Annotated in this window: 22 protein-coding genes; 5 read left to right on the top strand and 17 right to left on the bottom strand. The window is 66.2% G+C overall.

From position 1 onward, the window contains the following. Positions 1 to 7: 7 nt before the first annotated feature. From ACT3S6_RS10195 to ACT3S6_RS10165, 7 genes are all read right to left on the bottom strand, one after another. The gene (locus tag ACT3S6_RS10195; RefSeq protein WP_444554843.1) at positions 8 to 841 is read right to left on the bottom strand and encodes a hypothetical protein; all 834 of its coding nucleotides are present in this window, start codon (positions 839 to 841) and stop codon (positions 8 to 10) included. Continuing rightward, the gene (locus ACT3S6_RS10190; protein ID WP_444554842.1) at positions 831 to 2,969 is read right to left on the bottom strand and encodes a cytochrome c oxidase assembly protein; all 2,139 of its coding nucleotides are present in this window, start codon (positions 2,967 to 2,969) and stop codon (positions 831 to 833) included. Before ACT3S6_RS10190 ends, ACT3S6_RS10195 begins: the two co-directional genes overlap by 11 nt. A 94-nt stretch (positions 2,970 to 3,063) precedes the next feature. Next, positions 3,064 to 4,341, bottom strand: a complete 1,278-nt coding sequence (locus ACT3S6_RS10185) for a Dyp-type peroxidase (RefSeq protein ID WP_444554841.1) — start codon at positions 4,339 to 4,341, stop codon at positions 3,064 to 3,066. After that, the gene (locus tag ACT3S6_RS10180; protein WP_444554840.1) at positions 4,341 to 4,874 is read right to left on the bottom strand and encodes a copper chaperone PCu(A)C; all 534 of its coding nucleotides are present in this window, start codon (positions 4,872 to 4,874) and stop codon (positions 4,341 to 4,343) included. The genes ACT3S6_RS10185 and ACT3S6_RS10180 overlap by 1 nt, the downstream gene beginning before the upstream one ends. A gap of 176 nt (positions 4,875 to 5,050) precedes the next feature. Beyond that, positions 5,051 to 5,743: a copper resistance CopC family protein gene (locus tag ACT3S6_RS10175; protein WP_444554839.1), complete on the bottom strand. Its 693-nt coding sequence runs from the start codon at positions 5,741 to 5,743 to the stop codon at positions 5,051 to 5,053. A 47-nt stretch (positions 5,744 to 5,790) separates the two neighbouring features. Next, positions 5,791 to 6,429: a hypothetical protein gene (locus tag ACT3S6_RS10170; protein WP_444554838.1), complete on the bottom strand. Its 639-nt coding sequence runs from the start codon at positions 6,427 to 6,429 to the stop codon at positions 5,791 to 5,793. A gap of 155 nt (positions 6,430 to 6,584) precedes the next feature. Next, positions 6,585 to 6,869, bottom strand: a complete 285-nt coding sequence (locus ACT3S6_RS10165) for an HU family DNA-binding protein (protein WP_087001218.1) — start codon at positions 6,867 to 6,869, stop codon at positions 6,585 to 6,587. Between the two features lie 306 nt (positions 6,870 to 7,175). Between ACT3S6_RS10165 and ACT3S6_RS10160 the strand changes: the two genes are divergently transcribed. Next, the gene (locus ACT3S6_RS10160) at positions 7,176 to 7,850 is read left to right on the top strand and encodes a J-domain-containing protein (RefSeq protein ID WP_444554837.1); all 675 of its coding nucleotides are present in this window, start codon (positions 7,176 to 7,178) and stop codon (positions 7,848 to 7,850) included. Positions 7,851 to 7,952: 102 nt separating this feature from the next. On the opposite strand, the gene rpsN is transcribed toward ACT3S6_RS10160, so the two are convergent. The 4 genes from rpsN to ACT3S6_RS10140 form a co-directional block, all read right to left on the bottom strand. Further along, positions 7,953 to 8,258, bottom strand: coding sequence for a 30S ribosomal protein S14 (rpsN, locus tag ACT3S6_RS10155; protein ID WP_087001213.1), 306 nt, complete (start codon positions 8,256 to 8,258; stop codon positions 7,953 to 7,955). 4 nt (positions 8,259 to 8,262) lie between these two features. Beyond that, a complete protein-coding gene (rpmG, locus tag ACT3S6_RS10150; protein ID WP_087001211.1) occupies positions 8,263 to 8,430 on the bottom strand; it encodes a 50S ribosomal protein L33 in 168 nt (55 codons plus the stop codon). A 1-nt stretch (position 8,431) separates the two neighbouring features. After that, the gene (gene rpmB / locus ACT3S6_RS10145) at positions 8,432 to 8,668 is read right to left on the bottom strand and encodes a 50S ribosomal protein L28 (RefSeq protein ID WP_087001209.1); all 237 of its coding nucleotides are present in this window, start codon (positions 8,666 to 8,668) and stop codon (positions 8,432 to 8,434) included. Positions 8,669 to 9,103: 435 nt separating this feature from the next. Then, on the bottom strand, positions 9,104 to 9,577 hold the full coding sequence (locus tag ACT3S6_RS10140) for a MarR family winged helix-turn-helix transcriptional regulator (protein ID WP_444554893.1): 474 nt from the start codon (positions 9,575 to 9,577) through the stop codon (positions 9,104 to 9,106). Between the two features lie 177 nt (positions 9,578 to 9,754). Between ACT3S6_RS10140 and ACT3S6_RS10135 the strand changes: the two genes are divergently transcribed. Further along, positions 9,755 to 11,707: an acyl-CoA dehydrogenase family protein gene (locus ACT3S6_RS10135; protein ID WP_444554836.1), complete on the top strand. Its 1,953-nt coding sequence runs from the start codon at positions 9,755 to 9,757 to the stop codon at positions 11,705 to 11,707. 11 nt (positions 11,708 to 11,718) lie between these two features. On the opposite strand, the gene ACT3S6_RS10130 is transcribed toward ACT3S6_RS10135, so the two are convergent. Beyond that, complete coding sequence (locus tag ACT3S6_RS10130; RefSeq protein WP_444554835.1) at positions 11,719 to 12,453, bottom strand: class I SAM-dependent methyltransferase; 735 nt, start codon at positions 12,451 to 12,453, stop codon at positions 11,719 to 11,721. Between the two features lie 236 nt (positions 12,454 to 12,689). On the opposite strand from ACT3S6_RS10130, the gene ACT3S6_RS10125 reads away from it, so the two are divergent. Then, the gene (locus tag ACT3S6_RS10125; protein WP_087001203.1) at positions 12,690 to 13,379 is read left to right on the top strand and encodes an alpha/beta hydrolase; all 690 of its coding nucleotides are present in this window, start codon (positions 12,690 to 12,692) and stop codon (positions 13,377 to 13,379) included. 121 nt (positions 13,380 to 13,500) lie between these two features. Here the strand turns inward: ACT3S6_RS10125 and ACT3S6_RS10120 are convergent, their stop codons facing one another. Next, positions 13,501 to 13,956: a GNAT family N-acetyltransferase gene (locus tag ACT3S6_RS10120; RefSeq protein WP_087001201.1), complete on the bottom strand. Its 456-nt coding sequence runs from the start codon at positions 13,954 to 13,956 to the stop codon at positions 13,501 to 13,503. A gap of 170 nt (positions 13,957 to 14,126) precedes the next feature. On the opposite strand from ACT3S6_RS10120, the gene ACT3S6_RS10115 reads away from it, so the two are divergent. Further along, positions 14,127 to 15,158, top strand: a complete 1,032-nt coding sequence (locus ACT3S6_RS10115; RefSeq protein WP_444554834.1) for a hypothetical protein — start codon at positions 14,127 to 14,129, stop codon at positions 15,156 to 15,158. A 287-nt stretch (positions 15,159 to 15,445) separates the two neighbouring features. Then, a complete protein-coding gene (locus ACT3S6_RS10110; protein WP_241895348.1) occupies positions 15,446 to 16,297 on the top strand; it encodes a metal ABC transporter solute-binding protein, Zn/Mn family in 852 nt (283 codons plus the stop codon). Positions 16,298 to 16,370: 73 nt separating this feature from the next. On the opposite strand, the gene ACT3S6_RS10105 is transcribed toward ACT3S6_RS10110, so the two are convergent. The 4 genes from ACT3S6_RS10105 to ACT3S6_RS10090 all read right to left on the bottom strand — a co-directional run bounded on the left by ACT3S6_RS10105 (position 16,371) and on the right by ACT3S6_RS10090 (position 21,197). Further along, on the bottom strand, positions 16,371 to 17,510 hold the full coding sequence (locus ACT3S6_RS10105; protein WP_087001195.1) for a baeRF2 domain-containing protein: 1,140 nt from the start codon (positions 17,508 to 17,510) through the stop codon (positions 16,371 to 16,373). A 124-nt stretch (positions 17,511 to 17,634) separates the two neighbouring features. After that, entirely contained in the window at positions 17,635 to 18,993 is a 1,359-nt protein-coding gene (gene mgtE, locus ACT3S6_RS10100) for a magnesium transporter (protein WP_441380731.1), read from the bottom strand. Positions 18,994 to 19,266: 273 nt separating this feature from the next. Further along, a complete protein-coding gene (locus ACT3S6_RS10095) occupies positions 19,267 to 19,776 on the bottom strand; it encodes a GNAT family N-acetyltransferase (RefSeq protein ID WP_198962398.1) in 510 nt (169 codons plus the stop codon). An 11-nt stretch (positions 19,777 to 19,787) separates the two neighbouring features. Then, positions 19,788 to 21,197: an L-serine ammonia-lyase gene (locus ACT3S6_RS10090; RefSeq protein ID WP_444554833.1), complete on the bottom strand. Its 1,410-nt coding sequence runs from the start codon at positions 21,195 to 21,197 to the stop codon at positions 19,788 to 19,790. Positions 21,198 to 21,366 lie beyond the last annotated feature (169 nt).

Raw genomic sequence — 21,366 nt, 5'->3', positions numbered from 1 at the left:
GGCCGGCTCAGCCCAGGTCGTTCAGCGTGGCGGTCAGGATCCCGTCGGCCATGGTGGCGAACTTCGGGTCGTCGATCCCGCGGGGCCCGATGAACGAAACCATCGCGACCTGACCCGCCCGTTCGCCGATGAGGACCAGTGCCTGCTGTTCCAGCTCGCTGCCCGTCGAGGCCCTGCTCCAGAGCAACGCCGATTCCGCTCCGGCCTCCGGGCTGGTTTCGGGGGCGCTGCTACGCAGGGGGACCTCGGATCCGGAGATCGACAGGGTCACTTCGGAGCAGTCCCCGAGCATCTGCTTCACGGTGGCATAATGCTTGCGCAGCTGGGCCCGGTCGGTGACCCGGGCGACTTCGATGGATCCGGTGGCTTCCACCCCCTCGGCGGCGAAGTCGGTGCGGGCCGGGTCCTGGCCTCCTTGGGCCGGGGACCAGTTCAGCTGCCGGACCGCGTCCAGGCAGGAGGCCGGCTTTACGGTCGCCCCTTCCAGGGTGTCCTGCGGATCCGCGGACAGGGACTCCAGTTCGGCATCGGAGGCCACCGCGGAGAGCGTGAAGTTATAGGAGGCCGCCCGTTCCACGCCGGCGGCCACGGCCTCGGCGGCAGCACCCGAGGGGGCGGGCCGCGAGGAGGCTGCTGCCGGCGGGGCCGTGGCACTGCCCGACCCCTCGGCGGCCTCCCCCGAGGCGGTGGACTCGCCCCCGGCGTCGGAGGAACAGCTGGTCACCGCGATCACGATGGCGACGATGAGGACCGCCAAGGCCAACCAGCGGGCCACGACCAGTGCCGTCTTCTGGGCCCGGACCCCCGGCGGGGGTGTCCTGCCGGCTGGTTTACCTGCCACTGGCGTCGTACCTCCGGTCCTGCTCCTTCAGTTGCGCGAACATCTGGTTGTAGGCAGCCAGATCGGCTTCGTTGTTACGATCGGCTTGTCGGTCCCGGCGCACGGCTTCGCGGGTGTCGGACCGGTTCCAGGTCACCACCACCCCCAGAGCCAGCATCAGCGTGGGTACCTCGCCGATCCCCCACATGGCCCCGGCCCCGAGCTTCTGGTCGGCCAGGGGGGTCGGGCCCCAATCCCGGCCCATGTTGCCGAACCAGCTGGCCTGCATCAGCGATTCGCTGCCCATGATGGAGACGCCGTAGAAGGCGTGGAAGCTCATCGTGGCCAGCAGGATGACCAGCCGCATCGGGTAGGGCGCCCGGCGGGGCAACGGATCGCCGTCGATCATGTTCAGGGCGAAGATGTAGCCGGTGAGCAGGAAGTGCAGGTTCATCAATTCGTGCCCGGTGTGTTCGGCCAGGGCGAAATGGAAGGCGTCGGTCGCGTAGAACAGCACGATCGATCCGGCGAAGTTCGCTGCCGCGAACAGCGGGTGGGTGACGAGTTTGGAGAACCGCGAGTGGATCCCTGCGAGCATCCATTCACGGGGCCCACGAGTCCCGTCGGCGCGTGCGGGGATGGCCTTCAACGCCAGGGTCATGGGCGTGCCCAGGACCAGGAAGAACGGGGCCACCATGGTCATCGCCATATGCCCGACCATGTGCATGGAGAACAGGACGACGCCGTAGACGGCCATCGCCCCGGAGGTGATGTAGAACAGGGCGATCAACCCCAGGAACCAGGACACCGTGCGCATCACCGGCCAGGAATCGCCGCGACGGCGCAGCGTACGGATCCCCTGGAGGTAGGCGATGGCCAGGAAGATGACCACGGCCAACCAGAGCCAGTCCATGCGCCAGACGGTCAGCCAACTGGATCCGGTCAGTTCCGGGGGCAGATCGTAGCCGGTGAGGATGCGCGCCGGAGTTGCTTCGGGGGGCAGTTCCTCGGGGACCGGAGGCGCGGTGCGCGACAGGGCCGTCGCCACCGCCATGGTCGCCGCCATGACGATCACTTCGCCGGCGACGATCCGCCAGGCGGTCGTGGTCGCCCGCAGTTTGCCGGCCATCAGCTTCGGGATGACCCAGCGCCGGTGTCCCAGCCCCATCAATCCCAGCACCAGGGTCAGTACCGCCTTGATCAGCACCAGACCGCCATAGCCGCTGAGCAGCTGCGACCAATGGTCCATGCGGACGGTGGCACTGACCACCCCGGAGGCGAAGACCACGAAGAAGGACATGGTCGCCAGGGCCGAAAAGCGGTGCAGGACGACGCCGGCGAGCACCGGCCGGGTGGAGGAGAACTTCCCGGGGGCCGGGGTCTGGAGCTGTGGGGCGACGCAGGCCAACACGACGATCCCGCCCACCCAGATGCACAGGCCCAGCAGATGCAGCAGGATCCCGTTGACCGCGCCCCAGTGGTCGTCGCCTCCGGCGGCGTGGCCGATCAAGGACAGCGGGATGATCCCGAAGAGCGAGAAGACGGCGCTCAGGCCCACCCCCACCGGGGAACGGACCACGAAGGCCAAGGAGCTGGCCACCGCGGCGATCACGATCATCCAGGCCCACGCCTGGCCCAGCGAGATGTTGAGGATGTAGTCCTTCATTGAGTCCGTGTAGGCGGCATCCGCTGAAAGCGGCAGGCCGGAGACGTCGGAGAAGGTCAGGATCAGCACGGCCACCGCGGCCAGGGTCCACACCATGGCCGCTCCGGCCGCGATGTTCATCGTCCGGGCGAAGGCCGGGTGCACCTCCCCACCGTCGGTCCCGTGCGAGCCCTTGCGGGCCCGATGCGGTTTGGTCGACCTCGGCAGGACGGTGGCCGCGAAGACCAGGGCCCCGATGGTGACGGCCATGGCGCTGTGGTGGATCAGGGTGGCAAAGGGCAACGCCCACCGGGTGAAGGCCCCCGGGTCCGAGAGTTCGGTGCCTTTCGCCGCCCCAGAGAACTGCAGGGCCAGCACGAGCACGAGGGCGCCGATCGGGATCGCCGGCAGCACCAGGTCGGGGCGCCACGTCGACGCGGGCCGACGTTCCGGGCCACGGGGGCCCGCGCCGGACACCTTCTCCGGTAGTACGCCCTGGCTCATCGTTGCATCCCTGTCCGCATGCCTTCCATTCTCTCACCTTCGACCCGGACCGCACTGCCGTCGTGGCCCGGCTCACCCCCGGGCCCGACGCCGCTCATCCGAACAACTCCTCCCCGATGAACCCGCCCTCGGGACACCCCGGAGGGATGGCGTAAACGGCCGATCCGATCGGGGTGGTCCATTCGTTGAGCATGTCCGATTCGTCCAGTCGACGCTGGATCGGCAGGAACTGGCGGTCCACATCGGCCTGGTAGGAGGCGAAGAGCAGCCCCGAACCTGGCAGCCCGTGGGAGTCCGCGGCCCCGTCGTCGTAATTATAGGCCCGGCGGACGATCTTCTCCCCGGGCTTCTGCGCCGTGGCCCGGGCGACATGGCTCTGCGGGGAAATGACCTTCAGACCCCCGTCGTCGGTGGCGCCCAGGTTCGGCACATCGTGTTCCTTGCTCCCGGTCAGCGGGGCGCCGGTGCTCTGGTGCCTGCCCAGTGCGAAGTCCCGGCCGGGCCGGTCGACCCGATCCCATTCGTCCAGGTCCATGGCGATCCGGCGCAGCACCAGCGAGGTGCCTCCCGGGGTCCAGGCCGGGATCCGGTCCCCGCCCCAGAGGGCCTGCTCGCGGGCCTCGCGCAACGGATTTCCGGTGCCGTCGAGCTGGCCGAAGAGGTTGCGCATGGTCGCCCCCTCCTCGGCCGAACCATAGGCGGTGCGGAATCCCGTCTGGATCCACCGCAACCGGGTGAAGGAGCGGGCGTCCTTGAGCAGCATCCGTTGGGCATGGGCCAGGGCCAGCGGGTCGTCCGAGCAGATCTGCAACAACAGGTCCGTCTGCCCGTACTCCTCGGTGAGTTCGTCGATCCCGAAGGCCGGCAACGGGCGCAGCCATTCGGGCTTCTGCGCCGGGACGACGGCATCCAGCAACCCGGGGCCGAACCCGAACGTGATGCTCAAATTCGACGGGGAGACCGCCAGCTCCGGTTCGCTGTCCGCCAGCGGCGGGCGCCCGGCACACAGCCGGGACGCGTCGTCGCTGAGCAGACGCAGGAGTCGGCGGACATCGTCGGCCGGTGGATGCTTCCGGCCCTTCGGGGCCAGCAGGTCCAGCCCCACGAACCCCGCATGCGCCTGGGCGGTGGTGTCGACCCCTGCCTGCCGGTTCCCGTGGAACCCGACGGTCGAGCCCGCGTTGGCCCCGTCCTCGTCGCGGCCCGCCGCCGGTTCCGGGGCTTCCTCCGAGGCCAGGGCCGCCGCCGTTCCACCGGCCCCCGCGGCGGCACCCACGGCGGCGCCGGCCGCCCCGAACAGGAAGCTGCGCCGTCGCGGATGGCGCGGGGAGACGGGGCATCCTTCCCCGGGTGTTCCGTTGTCGGGCACCATTACTCCTGCTCGCCGTATGATTCGTCGGCGCCGCTGTAGTCCTTCGTGGTGAACGGGACCGTTGCCGTGGAGCCGTCCGCGTACGTCAACGTGATGTCCACCGGGTCCCCGGCCTTCAGTTCGTCCTTGAGCTTCATCAACATGATGTGGTCTCCGCCCGGTGCCAGCTCGGCGCTCTGGCCGGGGGCGATGCTGAAGCCGCCGTCCTTCTCCTGCATCGACATCGACCCGGAGGTACCGGTCATTTCGTGCAGTTCGACCATGCCGGCCTCGGGGCTCTCGGCCTTGACCAGCACCGCCTCGGAGTCGGAGGTGTTGGTCAGGGTTCCGAAGGAGCCGCTCATATCGGTGTCGGTGGCCTTGGTCCAGGTGTCCTGGACCTCCACGGCGTGGGCCTGATCGGTCGCGGTGGACGCGGAGGGGGTGGAACCGGCCTCTGCGGCGTTCCCGGCACAACCGGCCAGGGCCACGGCGGCGGCGGCGACCAGGGCGGCGGTTGCGGTGGTGCGGGGGGTGGGAAGGGTGATGTTCATGGTCTGGATCCTTGGGGTCGTGGCGCAGGGGCGCCGGAAGCTGTGATGGGTCGGCCCGGCACGCCCCGCAGGGGGCGGCGGAGGGCAGGGCGTATCAGCGGATCCGCGACCCCGGGACGTGCCGGGGCGTGCCGGGGCGTGCAGAGCCTACTGAGGTCCCTCGGGTGGGGGCTGGGCTACTTGCCCGAGCCCGACTGACGGCGCACCTTGGCGAATACGACGCCGGCGGCGGCGATGACGGCGACGGCGAGGATCACCCAGATCAGGGCGGTCGGCAGACCCCCGTCGCTGGAGGCCTGCTCATCCGGGGCCTGGGTCGCCGAGGTGTCTTGCGCGGCGGGGGCCGACGAGGCCGTGTTCTGGGTCCCCTCGGCGGCGGAGGAGGAGCCGGTCGCCGGTGAGGAGGAGGGGGTCGAGGCTTCGGCCTCGCCACCCTCCACGGTGAAGGTCAGCGCCTCGTTGTTGTCGCTGGTCCCCTCGATCGGGTGTCCGTCGCTGGAGACCGCACGCCAGGTGAGCGTGTAGTCACCGGCCGGCAAGGCCTGCCCGAAATCCACGGTGAGCACATTGCGGCTGACCGAGGTGTCGGCGTCGTACTTCTTGCCCTCGGCGTCGGCGAGGCTGACCTCCGTGCCGATCGACTTGAGTTCACCGCTGAAGTTCAGGTCCACGGAGTCCAGCGGCTCGGTAACGGTCGCCCCGTTCTTGGGAGTGGAACCGATCAGCGAATCATGGGCCAGCGCGGCCGGTGCGGTGCTCAGCGCCAGCCCCATCAGCAGGGCGGCGGCGGCAGCAGCGAGGATCGCACGAAGCGTGCCGGGCCGCTGGCGGACCGCTGTTCGGGGGGCATGGGGGTGTTCGGTGTTCATCTTTGTCCTTTGGTATCCCCGTCTGGCGGGGCCTGCGTTCGACGTCTCTAGGATGCGAAGGCGGGAAGGACGGGCGGACCCCGGTCACGCAAGGCGCGCAGTGGCACACCCAGGTCGGGGAGACCGGGGACCTGGACCCAGACCAGGCGCGGCGGCCCGATGGAGGCGATCGGTGGACGGGGGCGCAGGATCCGGCGCGGTACGGCCAGGCCCAGGACCTGCATCAGGGCCAGGACCGCCAGCCCGCCCTTGCGCAGCACCAGGATGGTCAGGATGGCCGCGACCACGTGGGCGATCCACATGCCCAATGCCATGGCGTTCGCGTCCTGCGTGGCCGCCCCGGTCAGCAGGGCGTCCGGGTCGACGGAGATCAGGTGGCCGGCATGGGCGCCGGTGCCACCGGCAGACAGCAGATGGTGGTCGTGGCCACCGTGATGGCCCCCGAGCATGCCGAAGGCCGAGTGGTAGATCCCCTGGCTGATCAGCACGGCAGCAGCGGTGCGCCAGAAGGAAAGGGCCCGTCCGGCCAGGGCGGTGCAGGCGGCCCCGGAGAGGGCCAGGATCAACGCCAGCAGCGCCGGTTCGGGAAGCGCGCCTCCGGCCACCGTATGCGAGGCGGCCGCCAGGGCGGTTGCGGCCAGGGCACCGAGCCATCCACGCACCAGGCGCAGGCTTCGATACTCCACGACGGCTCCCCTTCATCGGGCCCGGCGGCCCTTCATGATCCATCAGGGATTCTACGCCATGTAGAAGCTTCTGCCGAAGCCGGTCCGCCCGGAGCCAGAACAGGGCCCGTTCCACCACCTGGTGGAACGGGCCCTGTCGACCGCTGGTGCGGGAACTACTTCTTGGAGACGGCAGCCTTCAGCTTCGAGCCGGCGGTCAGCTTCACGGAGTGGCCTGCCGGGATCTGGATGGTCTCGCCGGTCTGCGGGTTGCGGCCGGTGCGGGCGGCACGGTCGGTGCGCTCGACGGCGAGCCAGCCCGGGATGGACACCTTCTCGCCCTGGGAAACCTGCTCGACGAAGGTGTCGAACACCGAATCCAGCACGGCGTTCACGGCGACCTGCGAGTTGCCGGTCTTCTCGGCGACGACTGCAACGAGTTCACTACGGTTCAAAGCCAATGTATTTCCTCCTGGACTAATTCGTGCCCGCCCGTTTCCGGCCGGGTTGCCCTGCGGTTGCGGGGACTACTGTGAAGGAAACTATCAGGCCTCACTGACGGACACGCCCAGTTTTGGGGCGTTTGGCCGGAATTTTTTCGATATTCCCTGCAAATTGGCGGTTTTTGGGTCCCGACCGGGTATTTGGGGTCTTCATCCCACCCCGGCACCGACGGCACCGATCCACTGGCGGAAACCCTTGAGGGCCGGTGTCACGGGTCGCTACGCTGGAGCTCAGGAACCATCGGATCCAAGGCGGTGCCCACGATGAGCCCAGAACCTACCGCGTCCCATGACGCCGCCCGGTTGCAGGCCGCCCGTTACCGCGACGCGCAGGACGCAGTGTTGGAACCGGCTCCCGTGGACGAGTATGAACGCCGTTCCGGGGAACTCTTCAGGGCCAAGGCCGAACAGGCGGGGATCGAGGTCCAGGGTGCCCCGGAGGCACCGCCGGTGTTCCACTCCACGGACTCCGCCGGGCAGGTCGCCACCCCCAGCATCGACCGGGCCATTGCCCGGGGGGATTTCGACCACCTCGCCTATGCGGGCCTGCCGCTGCCCTCGCTGGATTCCACCGACCCCGACTGGTGGATGAAGTCGCTCATGCGGCGGGAGCGGATCAGTGGGGTCGGCCCGCCGGCCCTGCTGCTGCGAACCGAGGACGCCGCCCTGGACGACACGCTCGATGCCTTGCCCGGCGAGTTGGCCGTCCGCGAGACCGTCACCGATTTCAACGCCCGCATCCGGGAGGCCCGGCGCCAGCTGCTGGGTGGCCCACCGGTGATCACCGACCCCCGGGACCCCGACGAGGAGATCCGGCGCTGGCGGGAACGCCGGGCCGTTGACGGGCCGCCCCGCTCCCCCGCCGGCCCGACCGGGACACCCCGGCCCGCGGGGCGGTGGCGCCGCCTCTGGGTCTGGCTCTGGTCGCCGTCGACCTAGGGCAATCCGCAGGCCGCGGTGGGCCATGACCTGCTCCTGGGATTAAAAAAACCCGGGGCCCCTTCTGTTGCCAGAAGGGGCCCCGGGGAAAATCGCTGGTGTCTACCAGGACGACTTGGTGATGCCCGGAAGTTCGCCACGGTGGGCCATGTCGCGGAAGCGGACACGGGAGATTCCGAACTTCTGGAACGTACCGCGCGGGCGGCCGTCGATGGAGTCGCGGTTACGCACGCGAACCGGCGACGCGTTGCGGGGCAGCTTCTGCAGGCCCAGGCGGGCCTCTTCGCGTGCCTCGTCGGTGGCGTTTTCGTTGATCAGGGTCTTCTTGAGCTCGGCACGCTTCGCGGCGTAACGCTCCACGATGACCTTGCGCTGCTCGTTGCGAGCAATCTTGGACTTCTTAGCCATGTGTTTAGCGCTCCTCTCGGAAATCGACGTGCTTGCGGACGACCGGGTCGTACTTCTTCATGACCAGACGGTCAGGGTTGTTACGACGGTTCTTGCGGGTCACGTAGGTGAACCCGGTACCGGCAGTCGACTTGAGCTTGATGATGGGGCGTACATCCTGGACTCTTGCCATGTTAGAGCTTCACACCTTTCGCCAGCAGGTCAGCGACAACGCGGTCGATGCCACGGGCATCGATGGTCCGAATGCCCTTGACCGACAAGGTCAGCGTGACATTACGGCGCAGGGACGGAACCCAGTAGCGCTTCTTCTGGATGTTCGGGTCGAACCGACGCTTGGTGCGGCGGTGCGAGTGGGAGATGCTGTGTCCGAAGCCCGGAACTGCACCTGTCACCTGGCATACAGCTGCCATGATCACTCCTCAGTAGTAGTAAATATTGGCGGTACTCGATAAAACAGATCACAGCGCGGTGTTGCTGCCTCTGAACCTGCGTTGAAGAGTCCCGCCACCAGTTGTGACACCGTGTATTACTGCGACGTGCGAAGGTAACCAGGCTGGGTGAGAACCAACCGAAGCGCCTTACTTGCGCGAAAGACGGTGAATACAGCGTCCAGGTTGAGCATTTTTCCCTACTCGGTCGGGACGCGTTATTCGGTTTACGGGCAACCACGCGATCCCCTTGACCCACTCCTCACGGAGCACGCCACGACGAACACGTGACTTAACGCCTTACCATCCTAGAACGGCGGGCCGCAGATGACAAACTGCAGGGTACGACGCCGGTACCCCTCTCCCGCGTCGACTCGCCGGTCCCTTCCGGGTCGCCGGCCGCCCCCACGGGAGTGCTCAGCGGAGGATCCAGTGCTGCGGGTCCATCCCGCCGACCAGTTTGCGTCCGATCCGGGTCAGATCCACGATGTCCTGCTCGTCCAACCCGTCGAAGACCAGCCGCCGCACCGACTCCACGTGTTCGGGCGCCAGGCCGCGCAGCATGTCCAGGCCCGGATCGCGCAGGTGGGCGACGCTGACCCGGGCGTCGTCGGTGCTCTGGGAGCGTTCGACCCAGCCGCGGCCCTCGAGCTTCTTCACCACATGGCTCAATCGCGACAGCGAGGCATTGGTTCGTCCAGCCAATTCACTCATCGGCAGCAACCGCCCCTCGGACTCCGAGAGCATCGCCAACACGTGGTAATCAAAGAGCGTGATGCGTCCTTGCCGGTGCAGTTCGGTATCGAGCAGGCTCGGCAATTGCATCGAAAGGGCCATCAGTGCCATCCAGCACTCACGTTCCTGGGCTGAAAGCCAGCGGGTCGCGGTCATGGAAACCATGATGACACATGAACATTCAGCTAAATCCACGCGGCCGCCACCGGGGAGGAACCCCTCTTGATCCGGCGGCGTAGCCTTGAGGGACAGCGTGTGGGCCACCGTCCCGCGGCAGGCCCCGGTGCTTTCCACCGCGCGGCCTGCGGCACGCCGAGGTCCGAGGGAGTGGTCATGGACGCCACCGTTTCCAGCAGCACGATCGATGAAAAAACCGCCCGCGCAGTGGCCGAAGCAGCCCGCGATGCCGGTGACGCCCGCCCGAGTTTCGCCCAGGGCCTGTATCTGGGCAAAACCGATTTCGGGCTCATCCACCCGCATCCACGCCCCACCGCCGAGCAGACCGAACGCGGCGAAGCCTTCCTGGCGAAGTTGCGGGAGGCCGTCGCCTCCTTCGACGGGCGCCTGATCGACCGTGAATCCCGCATCCCCGACGAATACATCACCGTCCTGAAGGACCTGGGGGTCTTCGGGATGAAGATCCCCACCAGGTATGGCGGGCTGGGCCTGACGCTGGCCTACTATGGCCGGGCCCTGATGCTGTTGGGTTCCATCAGTCCCAGCATCGGCGCCCTGGTCTCGGCGCACCAGTCCATCGGCGTCCCCGAACCGGTGAAGATGTTCGGAACCGCCGAGCAGAAGGACCGTTTCCTGCCCCGCTGTGCCGCCGGTGCCATCACGGCCTTCCTGCTGACCGAGAACGACGTCGGTTCGGATCCGGCGCGTCTGGGCACGACGGCGACCCTGGCCCAGGACGGGCAGTCCTACGTGCTCGAGGGGGCCAAGTTGTGGACGACGAACGGCTCGGTGGCCGATCTGGTCGTGGTCATGGCGCGGGTACTCCCCCACCCCGGCCCCGACGGCACCCGGGAACGCGGGGGCATCAGCGCCTTCGTCGTCGAAGCCGATAGCGAGGGCCTGGTGGTGGAGAACCGCAATGTGTTCATGGGCCTGCATGGCATCGAGAACGGGGTGACCCGCTTCCACGGCGTCCGTGTTCCGGCGGCCAACCTGCTCGGGCGTGAAGGCCAGGGATTGAAGATCGCGTTGAGCACGTTGAACACCGGCCGCCTGTCCATCCCGGCGCTATGCGCCGGGGCCGGGAAATGGAGTCTGAAGATCGCCCGCCAATGGTCCTCCGTCCGGGTCCAGTGGGGCCTGCCCGTGGGTGAGCACGAAGCGGTGTCGAAGAAGATCGCCTACATCGCGGCGACCTCGTTCGCCGTGGAATCCGTCTTCGAGCTCTCCGCCGCACTGGCGGACGCAGGCATGAAGGATGTGCGGATAGAGGCGGCCCTGGCGAAGCTGTTCTGCAGCGAGAAGACCTCGCAGATGGCCGACGAGCTGCTGCAGATCCGCGGCGGCCGGGGGTATGAGACGGCTGATTCCCTGGCGGCCCGCGGCGAACGCGCCGTGGCGGTGGAGCAGTTGGTGCGTGACCTGCGGATCAACAGGATCTTCGAGGGCTCCACCGAGATCATGCATCTGCTGATCGCCCGTGAGGCGGTGGACGCCCACCTGAAGGCGGCCGGGGATCTGGCCAGCCGGGATGCCACCACCCAGGAGAAGATCCGTGCCGCTGCCGGGGCCACCGGGTTCTACGCCAAATGGCTGCCGACCCTCGCCGCGGGTCCGGGCCTGTTGCCGACGTCCTATTCCGGGGCCGGAAAGCTGGCCCCGCATCTGCGGTACGTGGAACGGGCTTCGCGCCGGCTCGCCCGGCACACCTTCGCCGGAATGGCCCGTTGGCAGGCGGGACTGGAGACCAAGCAGGCCTTCCTGGGCCGGGTGGTGGACATCGGCACCGAACTCTTCGCCATGTCGGCGTGCGTCTCACGCGTGGAGTTGCTGCGCGAGACGGAGCCGGGGCGGGCCCACGGCGCCGCCCGGCTCGCAGACGCCTTCTGCCACCAATCCCGCCACAGGGTGGAGGCGCTGTTCGATGACCTATGGGAGAACTCCGATGCCACCGATGCCCAACTGGCCAAGGAAGTGTTGGCGGGGGACTACGAGTGGGCGGAGGAAGGGGTGATCGACCAGTCCGAAGGCACCGGTCCGTGGATCGCCGGCTGGTCCGATCCCGAAGAACACCGCCCGGATCTGCGCCACCCCTACGGAAGTGACTAGAGGCCGCCCGATCAGGCCTTGGACAGCGAGTGCAGCAGGTACCCGTAGTCCAGGGCGGTCCGGCCGGGATGTGCTGCGATATGGGCGTCGGCGACCTCGGCCGGGAACTCCAGCCGCAGGACGGCGTCCCGGTCGGTCGCGGTCTCGAACCTCCAGCTGCTCATCACCTCGCGGGTGGTCGCCCCGCGGGTGGCCCACCACTCACGAATGAAGTCCCCGCTGCCCTGGTAGGTCTGAGCAGGGTCGGAGGCGCGCAACAGTTCGGCGAATTCGCCGTGGGTCTGGTCGTTGTCGATCACCACCAGGGTCCCGCCCGGCTTCAGTACGCGCAGGGCCTCGCGTAGACCGGGGAGGCAGTCGTTGGTCGGGGTCGGGAAGAAGTAGGCGAACCGGGCATGGATGACGTCCACGCTGGCATCCTCCAAGGGAAGGTGTTCGGCCGACCCATGAAGGACCTGGACGTTGGCCAGCTCTTCGCGCCGGACCCGGTGTCGGGCCAATTCGAGCAAGCCCGGATCGGGTTCCACGCCGATGACCGCCCCTGCTGTCTCCGCGTAGTGGGTGAGCCAGAATCCGCTGCCGCAGCCCAGGTCCACGACGGTGCGCCCCGAGAGTTCGGCGGTTTCCCGGAGGGCTTGCCACAGGGTGCCTTCATGGTCGATGGCCTGGTTCTCGATTTCATACAACCCGGGGTCCCCTGCCTGATTCGGGGCAGGAGTGAAGTCCGGCAGCTGTGTTTTGTCCATCTGCCCAGCGTATGCGCGTCACACGCCCACCCCCACTCCTGGGTCAAGTCGACCGTTGCATCGACCAATGAAATCCGCCGCCCCCTCACCGGACAAGTCACCGGACGGGCCTTACGGAACGATGGCGGCTCAGTGCTCTGGGCAACTCATATTTTGAGCGGGTGTGTCCGGTGGGGGACCGGCATACGGGACCAGTCTGGCGGGGTCCTAAATTCTGTCGTTGGTAACATCGCGGCATGGCCAACGTTGTCCTTGTGCACGGAACGACACAGTCTGCGGCGGGCTTTCGCCGTCTGATCACCTCGCTCGAACATCGAGGTCATCGGACCGTCGCCGTGGATGTGCCCAGTGGGGCGGCTACTACCGCCGAAGAGTATGCCCGGCTACTCGCGGCACAGATTCCTGCCGGCTTCGACCATCCGCTTATCGCGGCGCACTCGGCGGCAGGACTCCTGATGCCAGCGTTGGCCCGCGAGCTGGATGCAAACCACCAAGTGTGGTTAGCGGCTGCGGTCGCCGACTATGTCGGAAGACGCAGCCTGCTCGCCGAAATCAAGCAAAGCCCACTGGATGTTTTCAACACCGAATGGGTGGGTATTGACCCGACCAGCGACCCAGTCTTGGCCGCGTACTTCCTGTTCCATGATGCGAACCTTGCCACCTTGAAGGAAGCCCTGCTGACCATCGCGCCTTGCGACTTATCTGCTGTCTATGCTGAGACCCCGCCCGAGGATCCGGCACGTATTTCCTCCACTTACGTGCTGCCCACCGGAGACCGCACGTTGTCCACAACGTGGATGCGGCGGGTCGCAAGGCAGCGATTGCGTTGCGAGCCCATCGAAATCGCTGCGGCGGCGCACAACTTTTACGCCGCCAGGTCCGAGGATGTAGCTGCCATCATCGATGAAGTGGCAAAGACACTTTGATCCAAAGGGCGCGGCATGAGGGTACCGTCCAACGTTACGATCCCGCCTTCACGGCGTTGACGTCCCGTTGAAGATTCCCTATCAGAAGCATCTCCTGAGAGGTCTTCACAGGACATGATTTCTACCGTTCGTACTCAAACCTCTTTACGAGCAGTTCTTCTGCAGGCTCAAATCCATGCCTGGCATAGAAGGTCTGTGATTCGTCTGAAGGTGACAGGACGATACGGGCCGCGTTGATGCCCTGTGAGAACTGGATCGCGGCTTCCATGAGACGGCCGCCAACTCCTCCGTTGCGGTAGTCCTCAGCAACAAAAGCATTTCCGAGATAAACCCAGCACGATGATTTCTTTCCGGGCTTCGGCATCCGTTCGAACACCATCAAATTCAGCATTCCGATCAGTTTCCCGTCTAGGTCTGCAACGAACATCGTGCGGGGGTTGTTCGCCTCCCAGCTGAGGTAGTCGCTCGCAAAATCCGGATCCTCGATCGGCTCGATTGTCTGCTCCGCTACCCATTCAGTACGCATCTTGATGAGATCTGACGTATCTGTCGGGAGTGACTGGCGGACGATGAGCATCCGTGCACTCTACACAATTACCGTCCGAATCGAGCCCGTTTATGAGGCAAGAAGTGTCCGGTAAAGGTTTCCCAAACGGGAGCCTACCTCCGTGCAGACCCCCGGAAACTCTGGGAAGGCGATCCTCACAAACCAAACAGTTACCCGCGAGCGTGAGGGACAATTGGCGCATGTCAGAAAGATTCGAGTGGGAGCCCGACCTCGCGCGGGGCGAGTGGCTTCGCACAATGGAAGCCGAGTCGTTCGGCAGCCTCCTGTCTGTGGTGCCCCGCGGTTTCGAGGCCTACGCGCGCGTTTTCCACCCCGTCGAACGTGACCGCCCGCGCGAGACGAAGACCTGGCTGGGACTCGATGAGAGTGCATTCTTCGAGGGTGTCCAGGATATTGGGGCGTCGCTCGAAACAGAGCGCGCCACGTGGGCGGACGCTGCAGCCTCGTTCAAGACCACCATGCACGCAGAGGCGCAATACGCGAGTCTTTTGCGGCGGGAATACGGCCATGCTGGTGGCGCCATCGCCGCAGACGGCTGGCGCTATGGTGACTCGTTCGAGGGATGCCTTGACGTCGACTCCCTCGCGGCAGCAGCCCAGGTGCTTGCACGCCACACATCGACTCCGGATTCCGGTATCGCCGCCATCTGGGAGGGATGGGGCGGCCTGGTGAGTTCGGCCGGAGTTGGCCACTATATGGTCGAGGAGCATGAAGGGATGCCCGTCCGCTACACCGACGAGGCTCCTGTCGCCCGTGACGAGCAGCCGCTTCGCGATCGACTGACGAAGGCCGCGCGGCGCTGGAGCGCGAGGATGAGGTCGTTGAGGGAAGCCCTTCCACGGCGCCAGCCAAAACCAGGATCCGGGCTACTTGCCCGTGAGATCGCCACCGGCAAGCCGTTCGAATTACATGGCGACACGGGACGGAGCTACATCCTGTTCGAGGCGGGCGCGGATGACTTCGCGGATGCTGCATGGCCCGCCCACGCACCGTGGGTGGATGAATACATGGGGGCGCAGTCGCCCAGTATCTTGTGGCCCGACGATCACTCGTGGGTCCTGGCCACCGAAATCGATTTCGATTCGACGCTCATCGCGGGAACGGCGGGGCTCATCCGCGAGCTCGAACGGACGCCAGGGCTCGAGGTGCTACCGATCCACGCCGGCGCCGGCCTGTCCTGTGAGGGCGATGCGATCAATCGTCCCCAGTGACGTCCCGAGCCGGGGACTCCGAGTCCAGTCTCACTAGGAACGGGCGGATAGGCCTACGAACAGGTAGATCCGCCGCTCCCGCATGCCCTCACGGATACAGCCGTCGGTCGACTCGATCGCGAGATGCAAACGATTCTCATTTAGTATAAGCTGTGAGGGTTTCCATCAGCTCCCCTGAAAGGTCGCCCATGCATTTGCGCTTTGCCGTCGCCCCCGTCCTCCTGATCGGACTAGGACTGTCAGCCTGCTCGGGCACGGCTACCGGCGATGATACTGAAACCTTGACAGTGGTCACTTCCACGAGCGCCTACGCAGACATCGTCAGCCAGGTCGCTGGCGATGCGGTGCAGGTCGATTCGATCATCAACAAGCCCTCCCAGGACCCGCACTCCTATGAGGCAACTCCTCAGGACAAGCTCACCCTCTCCCACGCGGACCTCGTCGTGGAAAACGGTGGCGGCTACGACGCCTTCATCGATCCGCTGACCAAGGATCTGGGAATCAAGGATGAGCAGATCGTCACCGCCGTCGACTATTCAGAGACGGCCCACGCAGCAGAACACGACACGGAAGCGGAGGCCGACCCAAAGGATCACGACGGGCATGACCACTCCAGCTTCAACGAACACGTCTGGTACGACCTCCCGACCGCCTCTGCCGTAGCCATGGAAGTCGCCGATCGGCTGGGCGAGCTGAAACCGGAAGAGGCAGAAACCTTCACCGCCAATGCCCAGGAGTTCGACACGAAGATCGACACCTTGGACCAACGTCTCGGGAAACTATCCACCGAGGCAAAAGGTCACCAGTACGCCATGACCGAACCGGTGCCCTTCTACCTGCTGGAGCAAGCCGGCCTCTCGGATGGGACTCCCGCAGGCTTCAGCGGCGCCATCGAGGAGGGCAACGACGTTTCCCCGCTGATCCTCAACGCCTTGGACAAGAAACTCTCTTCGGGAGACATCGCCCTGCTGGCCTACAACCCCCAGACCAGTAGCCCGCAAACCCAGAGCGTCCGCTCCCAGGCCGAGAAGGCGGGAGTGCCCGTGGTCGAGTTCAGCGAGACCCTACCCCAGGACACCGACTATCTCGGATGGATGAGCTCGAATATCGACGCCATCCAGAAGGCCCTGAAGAACTAGGCGTCGGGGACCGCAAAAAAGATCCGCAGCCGAAGCCCCAAGCTTCCACTGCGGATCTTTTTTCCGCTTCGGTTCAGGCTGCTTCGGCCTTGGGCCAGCGCAACAGGGCGGCGATACCTGCCCCGTTGGGAAGCACGCCGGCCGGGACATAGCGGATCGAGGCATCGGTCATGGCTACCGCACGCAGCAGGACCTCGGGCGCTGGCCATGAACCCAGCGCATCGGAACCTTCGATATCGGCCCCTTCGGAGGCGAGCCACGGCTCCGCTTCGAGCGCCAGCAGGGAATGGTCGTCTTGGAATTCGGCGACGACGACCGTGGCGGCTTGCCCCTGTTGCAAGGCCCAGACGACCTCTGCGAAACCGAGTACCGCCCCGGGCTGGGTGGCGTTGGCCTGGTTGGTGATGCGTTCGGAAAGTTCGCGAATATCCTCGGCCAACAGTGCGGCAACGTGGGCTTCGATATCCTTCTCCACGGCAGAGGAATCGGCGCCCCCGGTCCGGGTGTGCTGATCAAGTGTCACCGCCAGGGCCCGTGTCGGCTCGGCGAGTTGGGACAAGACCAGCTCCCTGGCCTTCGTATCCCCGGAGAGGACCACGAGCCGGGCCCGGGTGTCTCGGGCTATCTCGTCGATCAGCCGGGCGATCTCATCGGCGTTCCGACGCCAAATCTCCGCCGTCTGGTGTTGGTTCTTCGATTCTTCGTACCTGCCGGGGACCCGGCGGGCGTGATGGGCTTCGTCGCGATCCCCGGCAATCCGGTATTCCTCGGCGACACCGGCAACTGCCGAATGGCGCAGCCGCACTTCTCCCCCATCGCGGCCGACTTCGGCGACCAGATAGGGGAACTGTCCGCCGTGGGCGCGTGCCAGCGGGACGAGGTTGGGGAACTCGCTGCAGTCAACCTGCGGCGCTTCGGTCTTCACGCCTTGGACCAGCTCGTCGAGGACGACCTGTCCGTCGCAGACGGCAACGAAACGTGAGACCGGGGCAGGCCTGCCTTCGGCCGGGCGCAGTGCCGAACGCATCGCTTCTATGTCGGGGGCGCTGGCCTGTTGGCTTTTCAAAAGTTGGGCAACTGTATCGGGCAGGGCATCGGCAGCTTCATGGGCTGCCGTCGTGCCGAGCGAGGCGTCTACGAAGGCCGTGCACCACGGACCTTCTTGTCGAAATAACGTGGCATCAATTCCGCTGGAACCTGCCCTATTTGCCATGGGGAAACTCCTTCCCACGCGACGCCTTCGCCGCGTGACTACTGGGTCCGTGAGCCCACCGTAGCATCGCCGAGACGCGGCGAACAGAGCCCGTTTTTTCGCATGGACAGCCCTCAGCGCACCCCTAGATACCCAGCACTGCCTTCGCGATCAGGAAGTACAGGATAAGGCCGGCGGCGTCCACGAAAGTGGTAATGAAGGGGTTGGAGAACACCGCAGGGTCGGCCTTGATGGCCTTGCCCAGCAGGGGCATGATCCCCCCGACCGTTGCCGCCATCGTGCAGACCCCGCCTAGCGTCAAACCGATCACCCAACCAATATCGGGACTGTAGATCAACGCCGCGATGACGAAGCCCAGCGCCCCCAGCAGCAAACCGAGCATGGCACCCACCCGGATTTCCCGCACGAAAACGCGCAGGATGTCACGGGTACGAACATCCCCCAGAGCCAAAGCACGAGTCACCGTGGTGGCAGCCTGGTTGCCGGTGTTGCCGCCGGTGCCGATCAGCAGCGGGATGAACGACGTCAGCACAACCACTTCGGCCAGGGTCGCCTCGAATTCGTGGAGGACCCGGACGGTGAGCGTGGCACCAACGGCCAGGACCAGCAGCCACACCACCCGGGATTTCACGATCTCCCAGATCGGGGTGGAGAGGTAGGGCCGGCGCAACGGCTCGGTACCACCGCTGCGGGCCGCGTCCTCGGATTCGGCGGCCTCAATGATCCGCAACGCATCGTCGACGGTCAGGATGCCCAGTAGCCGGTTTTCGGTATCAACCACCGGCAGCGCCAGCACCTGCAGGTCGGCGCAGCGCCGGGCAGCGGTTTCCTCGTCCACGGTGGCCCGCACGGATTCCGCATCCACCATGATCTCGCCGACCGTTTTCAGCGGATCGGCACGCAGCAGGTCACGCAGGCTGATGATCCCCACCAGGGTCCGGCCGGCATCGGTGACGGGCAGGGTGTAGATGGTCTCGGCGTCGTCCAGACCCCTGCGGACCTTTTCCAACGCCTGATCCACGGTGGTCCAGGGGTGGGCGCTGATGAATTCGGGGCTCATGCTGCGCCCGATCGATCCCTGCCCGTATCCGAGGATGGCGTCGGTCAGGGCCCGTTCCCGGCTGGACAGACCCAGCAGAAGTCGACGGGCCACCACCGAGGGAAGTTCGTCGAGCAGGCCCACCCGGTCGTCCGGGCTCAGGTTGTCGAAGACCTCGGCGACATCGGAGTCTTGCAAGCCCTGGATGAGCTCGGATTGCAGTGTCGGGTCCAGCCGTTCAAACACGGCCAGGGCCCGCTCCTTGTCGAGCAGCCGGTACAGTACCGCCCGGTCGCGGTCGTTCAGCCGTTCCAGTTCGTCGAGTGTTTTCGAAATGGGCAGGCGGGCCACCAGCCCACCGGCTGCCGCTAGATCATCGCGATTGAGGGCCTGCTTCAGGGCCTCAAGGGTGTCATCGATTTCGATGGTGTCTTCGGGGTTCATAATCCGGGTTCCCTCCGGTACGCGCCCCGTGAGGGGCGCTAGCTGATGACTGCGCGCGGCGCAGCGGAATACCGACGAACCACAAGGGACGACGGCGAGGTGTGTGGACCCGCGGCGGGCGCGGGTTCTCGACTTGGTCCGTCGTCCATCTGCGGGTCACCTCCCGATTCGGCAAGCCATACGCGGGCACGGGCCATCAGCCCGGCAGGCGTCGATCAGCGAAGCACGCCGATCACGACGGCTCCAAGGCCCACCCTATTCCGAACCCGCGAGCTACACCAAAGCGGTAGCGATCCAATAGCGGCGTTTGGAGTGGCCCGGAAGCAGTTCAACGGTATCTTCGTGGATGCCACCAGCGCGTTCGATGACGGCGGCAGAGGCATGGTTGGTTTCGTCACAGGTCACCAGTACCTGGTCGATCCCCAACTCAGCGGCCCGGCCCAGTGCCGCGGCCAACAGGACTCCCGCGTAACCGCGGCCGCGGAAACCGGGGCGGACGCCAAACCCGATATGGCCGCCGATGGTAGCGAGCATCGGGGTCAGTTCGTGCCGCAGCGAGACCCGGCCCAGCAGCAGGCCAGCGTCCTCGGCCACGAGGAAGGTGTGGGGCACCCGTCCGGGCGCCAGACCCTCGCCGCGCTCCCCCGCCTCCAATCCGGCAAGGTACCCGGCAAAGTCCTCTCCGGCGTCGTAGTCCAGCAAGAAGTCGAACCCCTCGAGGGACATTTCTCCGTGGGCGACCAGCGCCTGCTCCTCATCGGCTGCCGAGAGACGGCGCAGCACGGGGGAAGGTCCTAGCACTCCACCACGTTCACTGCGAGGCCACCCATGGCGGTTTCCTTGTACTTATCGCTCATATCCTTACCGGTTTCGCGCATGGTCACGATGACTTCATCCAAGGAGACCCGGTGTTCGCCATCGCCCATCAATGCCATCTTGGCTGCGTTGACGGCCTTGGAAGCGCCGATGGCATTGCGTTCGATGCAGGGGATCTGTACGAGTCCGCCGATCGGGTCGCAGGTCAGCCCGAGGTTGTGTTCCATGGCGATCTCGGCGGCGTTCTCCACCTGGGCCGGGCTACCGCCGAGCACCTCCGCGAGTCCGGCGGCGGCCATGGAGGAGGCCGAACCGACCTCGCCCTGGCAGCCGACCTCGGCACCTGAAATGGAGGCCTGTTCCTTATAGAGCACGCCCACTGCGGCGGCGGCGAGGAGGAAGCGCACGATGATCTCTTCCTTGTCCTCACCGGTGGCGTAGTCGATGCCTGGCAGGTAATGCGTGGCGTAGAACATGACTGCGGGGATGATGCCTGCCGCCCCGTTGGTCGGGGCGGTCACCACGCGGCCGCCGGTGGCGTTCTCCTCGTTGACGGCCAGGGCGACGAGGTTAACCCATTCCTGCCAGTAGCGCGGGTCGCGGTCCTTGTCCTCCTTGCTCAGGCGCTCATGCCAGTCGGGGGCACGACGGCGGACCTTCAGCCCGCCGGGTAGCAGTCCTTCGCGGGCGATGGCCGAATCCTTGCACTGCTCCATCACCTCCCAAATATGCAGCAGGCCGGCACGGATCTCCTCGCGGGACCTGTAGGTCAGCTCGTTGGCGAGCATGACGTCGGCGATGCCCATTTCGCTGGCGTGGCAGTGCTCGAGCAGTCGAGCAGCGGTGGTGAAGGGGTAGGGGATCTCTTCATTGACTTCGTCGAGTTCGGCCGCGGCGGCTTCCTCATCGCCGTCACGGACAATGAATCCACCGCCCACCGAATAATAGGTCTCATCCAACAGGACACCGCCGGAGGCATCCAGGGCCTGGAAGCGGATGCCATTGGTGTGGCGGGGCAGGATGGTCAGCGGACGCTGGACCATGTCATCGGCGGAATAGGACAGATCCTTCCGGGCCCCTAATTCGGCGGCCAGGCGCAGGGTTCCGGTGGCGGCGATGTCCTCCAGCCGCTCCTCGACCTGGTCGGGCAGGATGCTCTCGGGCTCGAACCCCTCCATCCCCAGCAGGACTGCGGTGAACGTCCCATGGCCCTTTCCGGTGGCGGCGAGCGACCCGTAGACGTCGATCTGCAGATCGGCGGTGGATCCGGCCAGCTGCGCTTCCACGAGGTGCGCGGCGAAACGCTGGGCGGCACGCATGGGCCCGACGGTATGGGAACTCGAGGGGCCGATGCCGATCGAGAAGAGGTCGAAGACGCTGATGGCCATGGTGTGGTTTCCTTTGCACGAGGTGGGTGCGGTCATGCGTCGGGCCCGGGGTTCGATGCCCCCGGGCCCGACGACGCCCCTGAGGGGCTGGAGGCGGCTCAGCAGAGCTGAGGCAGCTCCGGGTAGAGCGGGTGGGCGGTGGCCAGGGCGGTGACCCTGGCCTTCAACC

Origin of the sequence: Arthrobacter sp. AOP36-C1-22 (genome assembly GCF_052377515.1) — a bacterium.
GTDB lineage: Bacteria > Actinomycetota > Actinomycetes > Actinomycetales > Micrococcaceae > Arthrobacter_H.
This window is presented reverse-complemented; position numbering and strand designations above follow the sequence as displayed.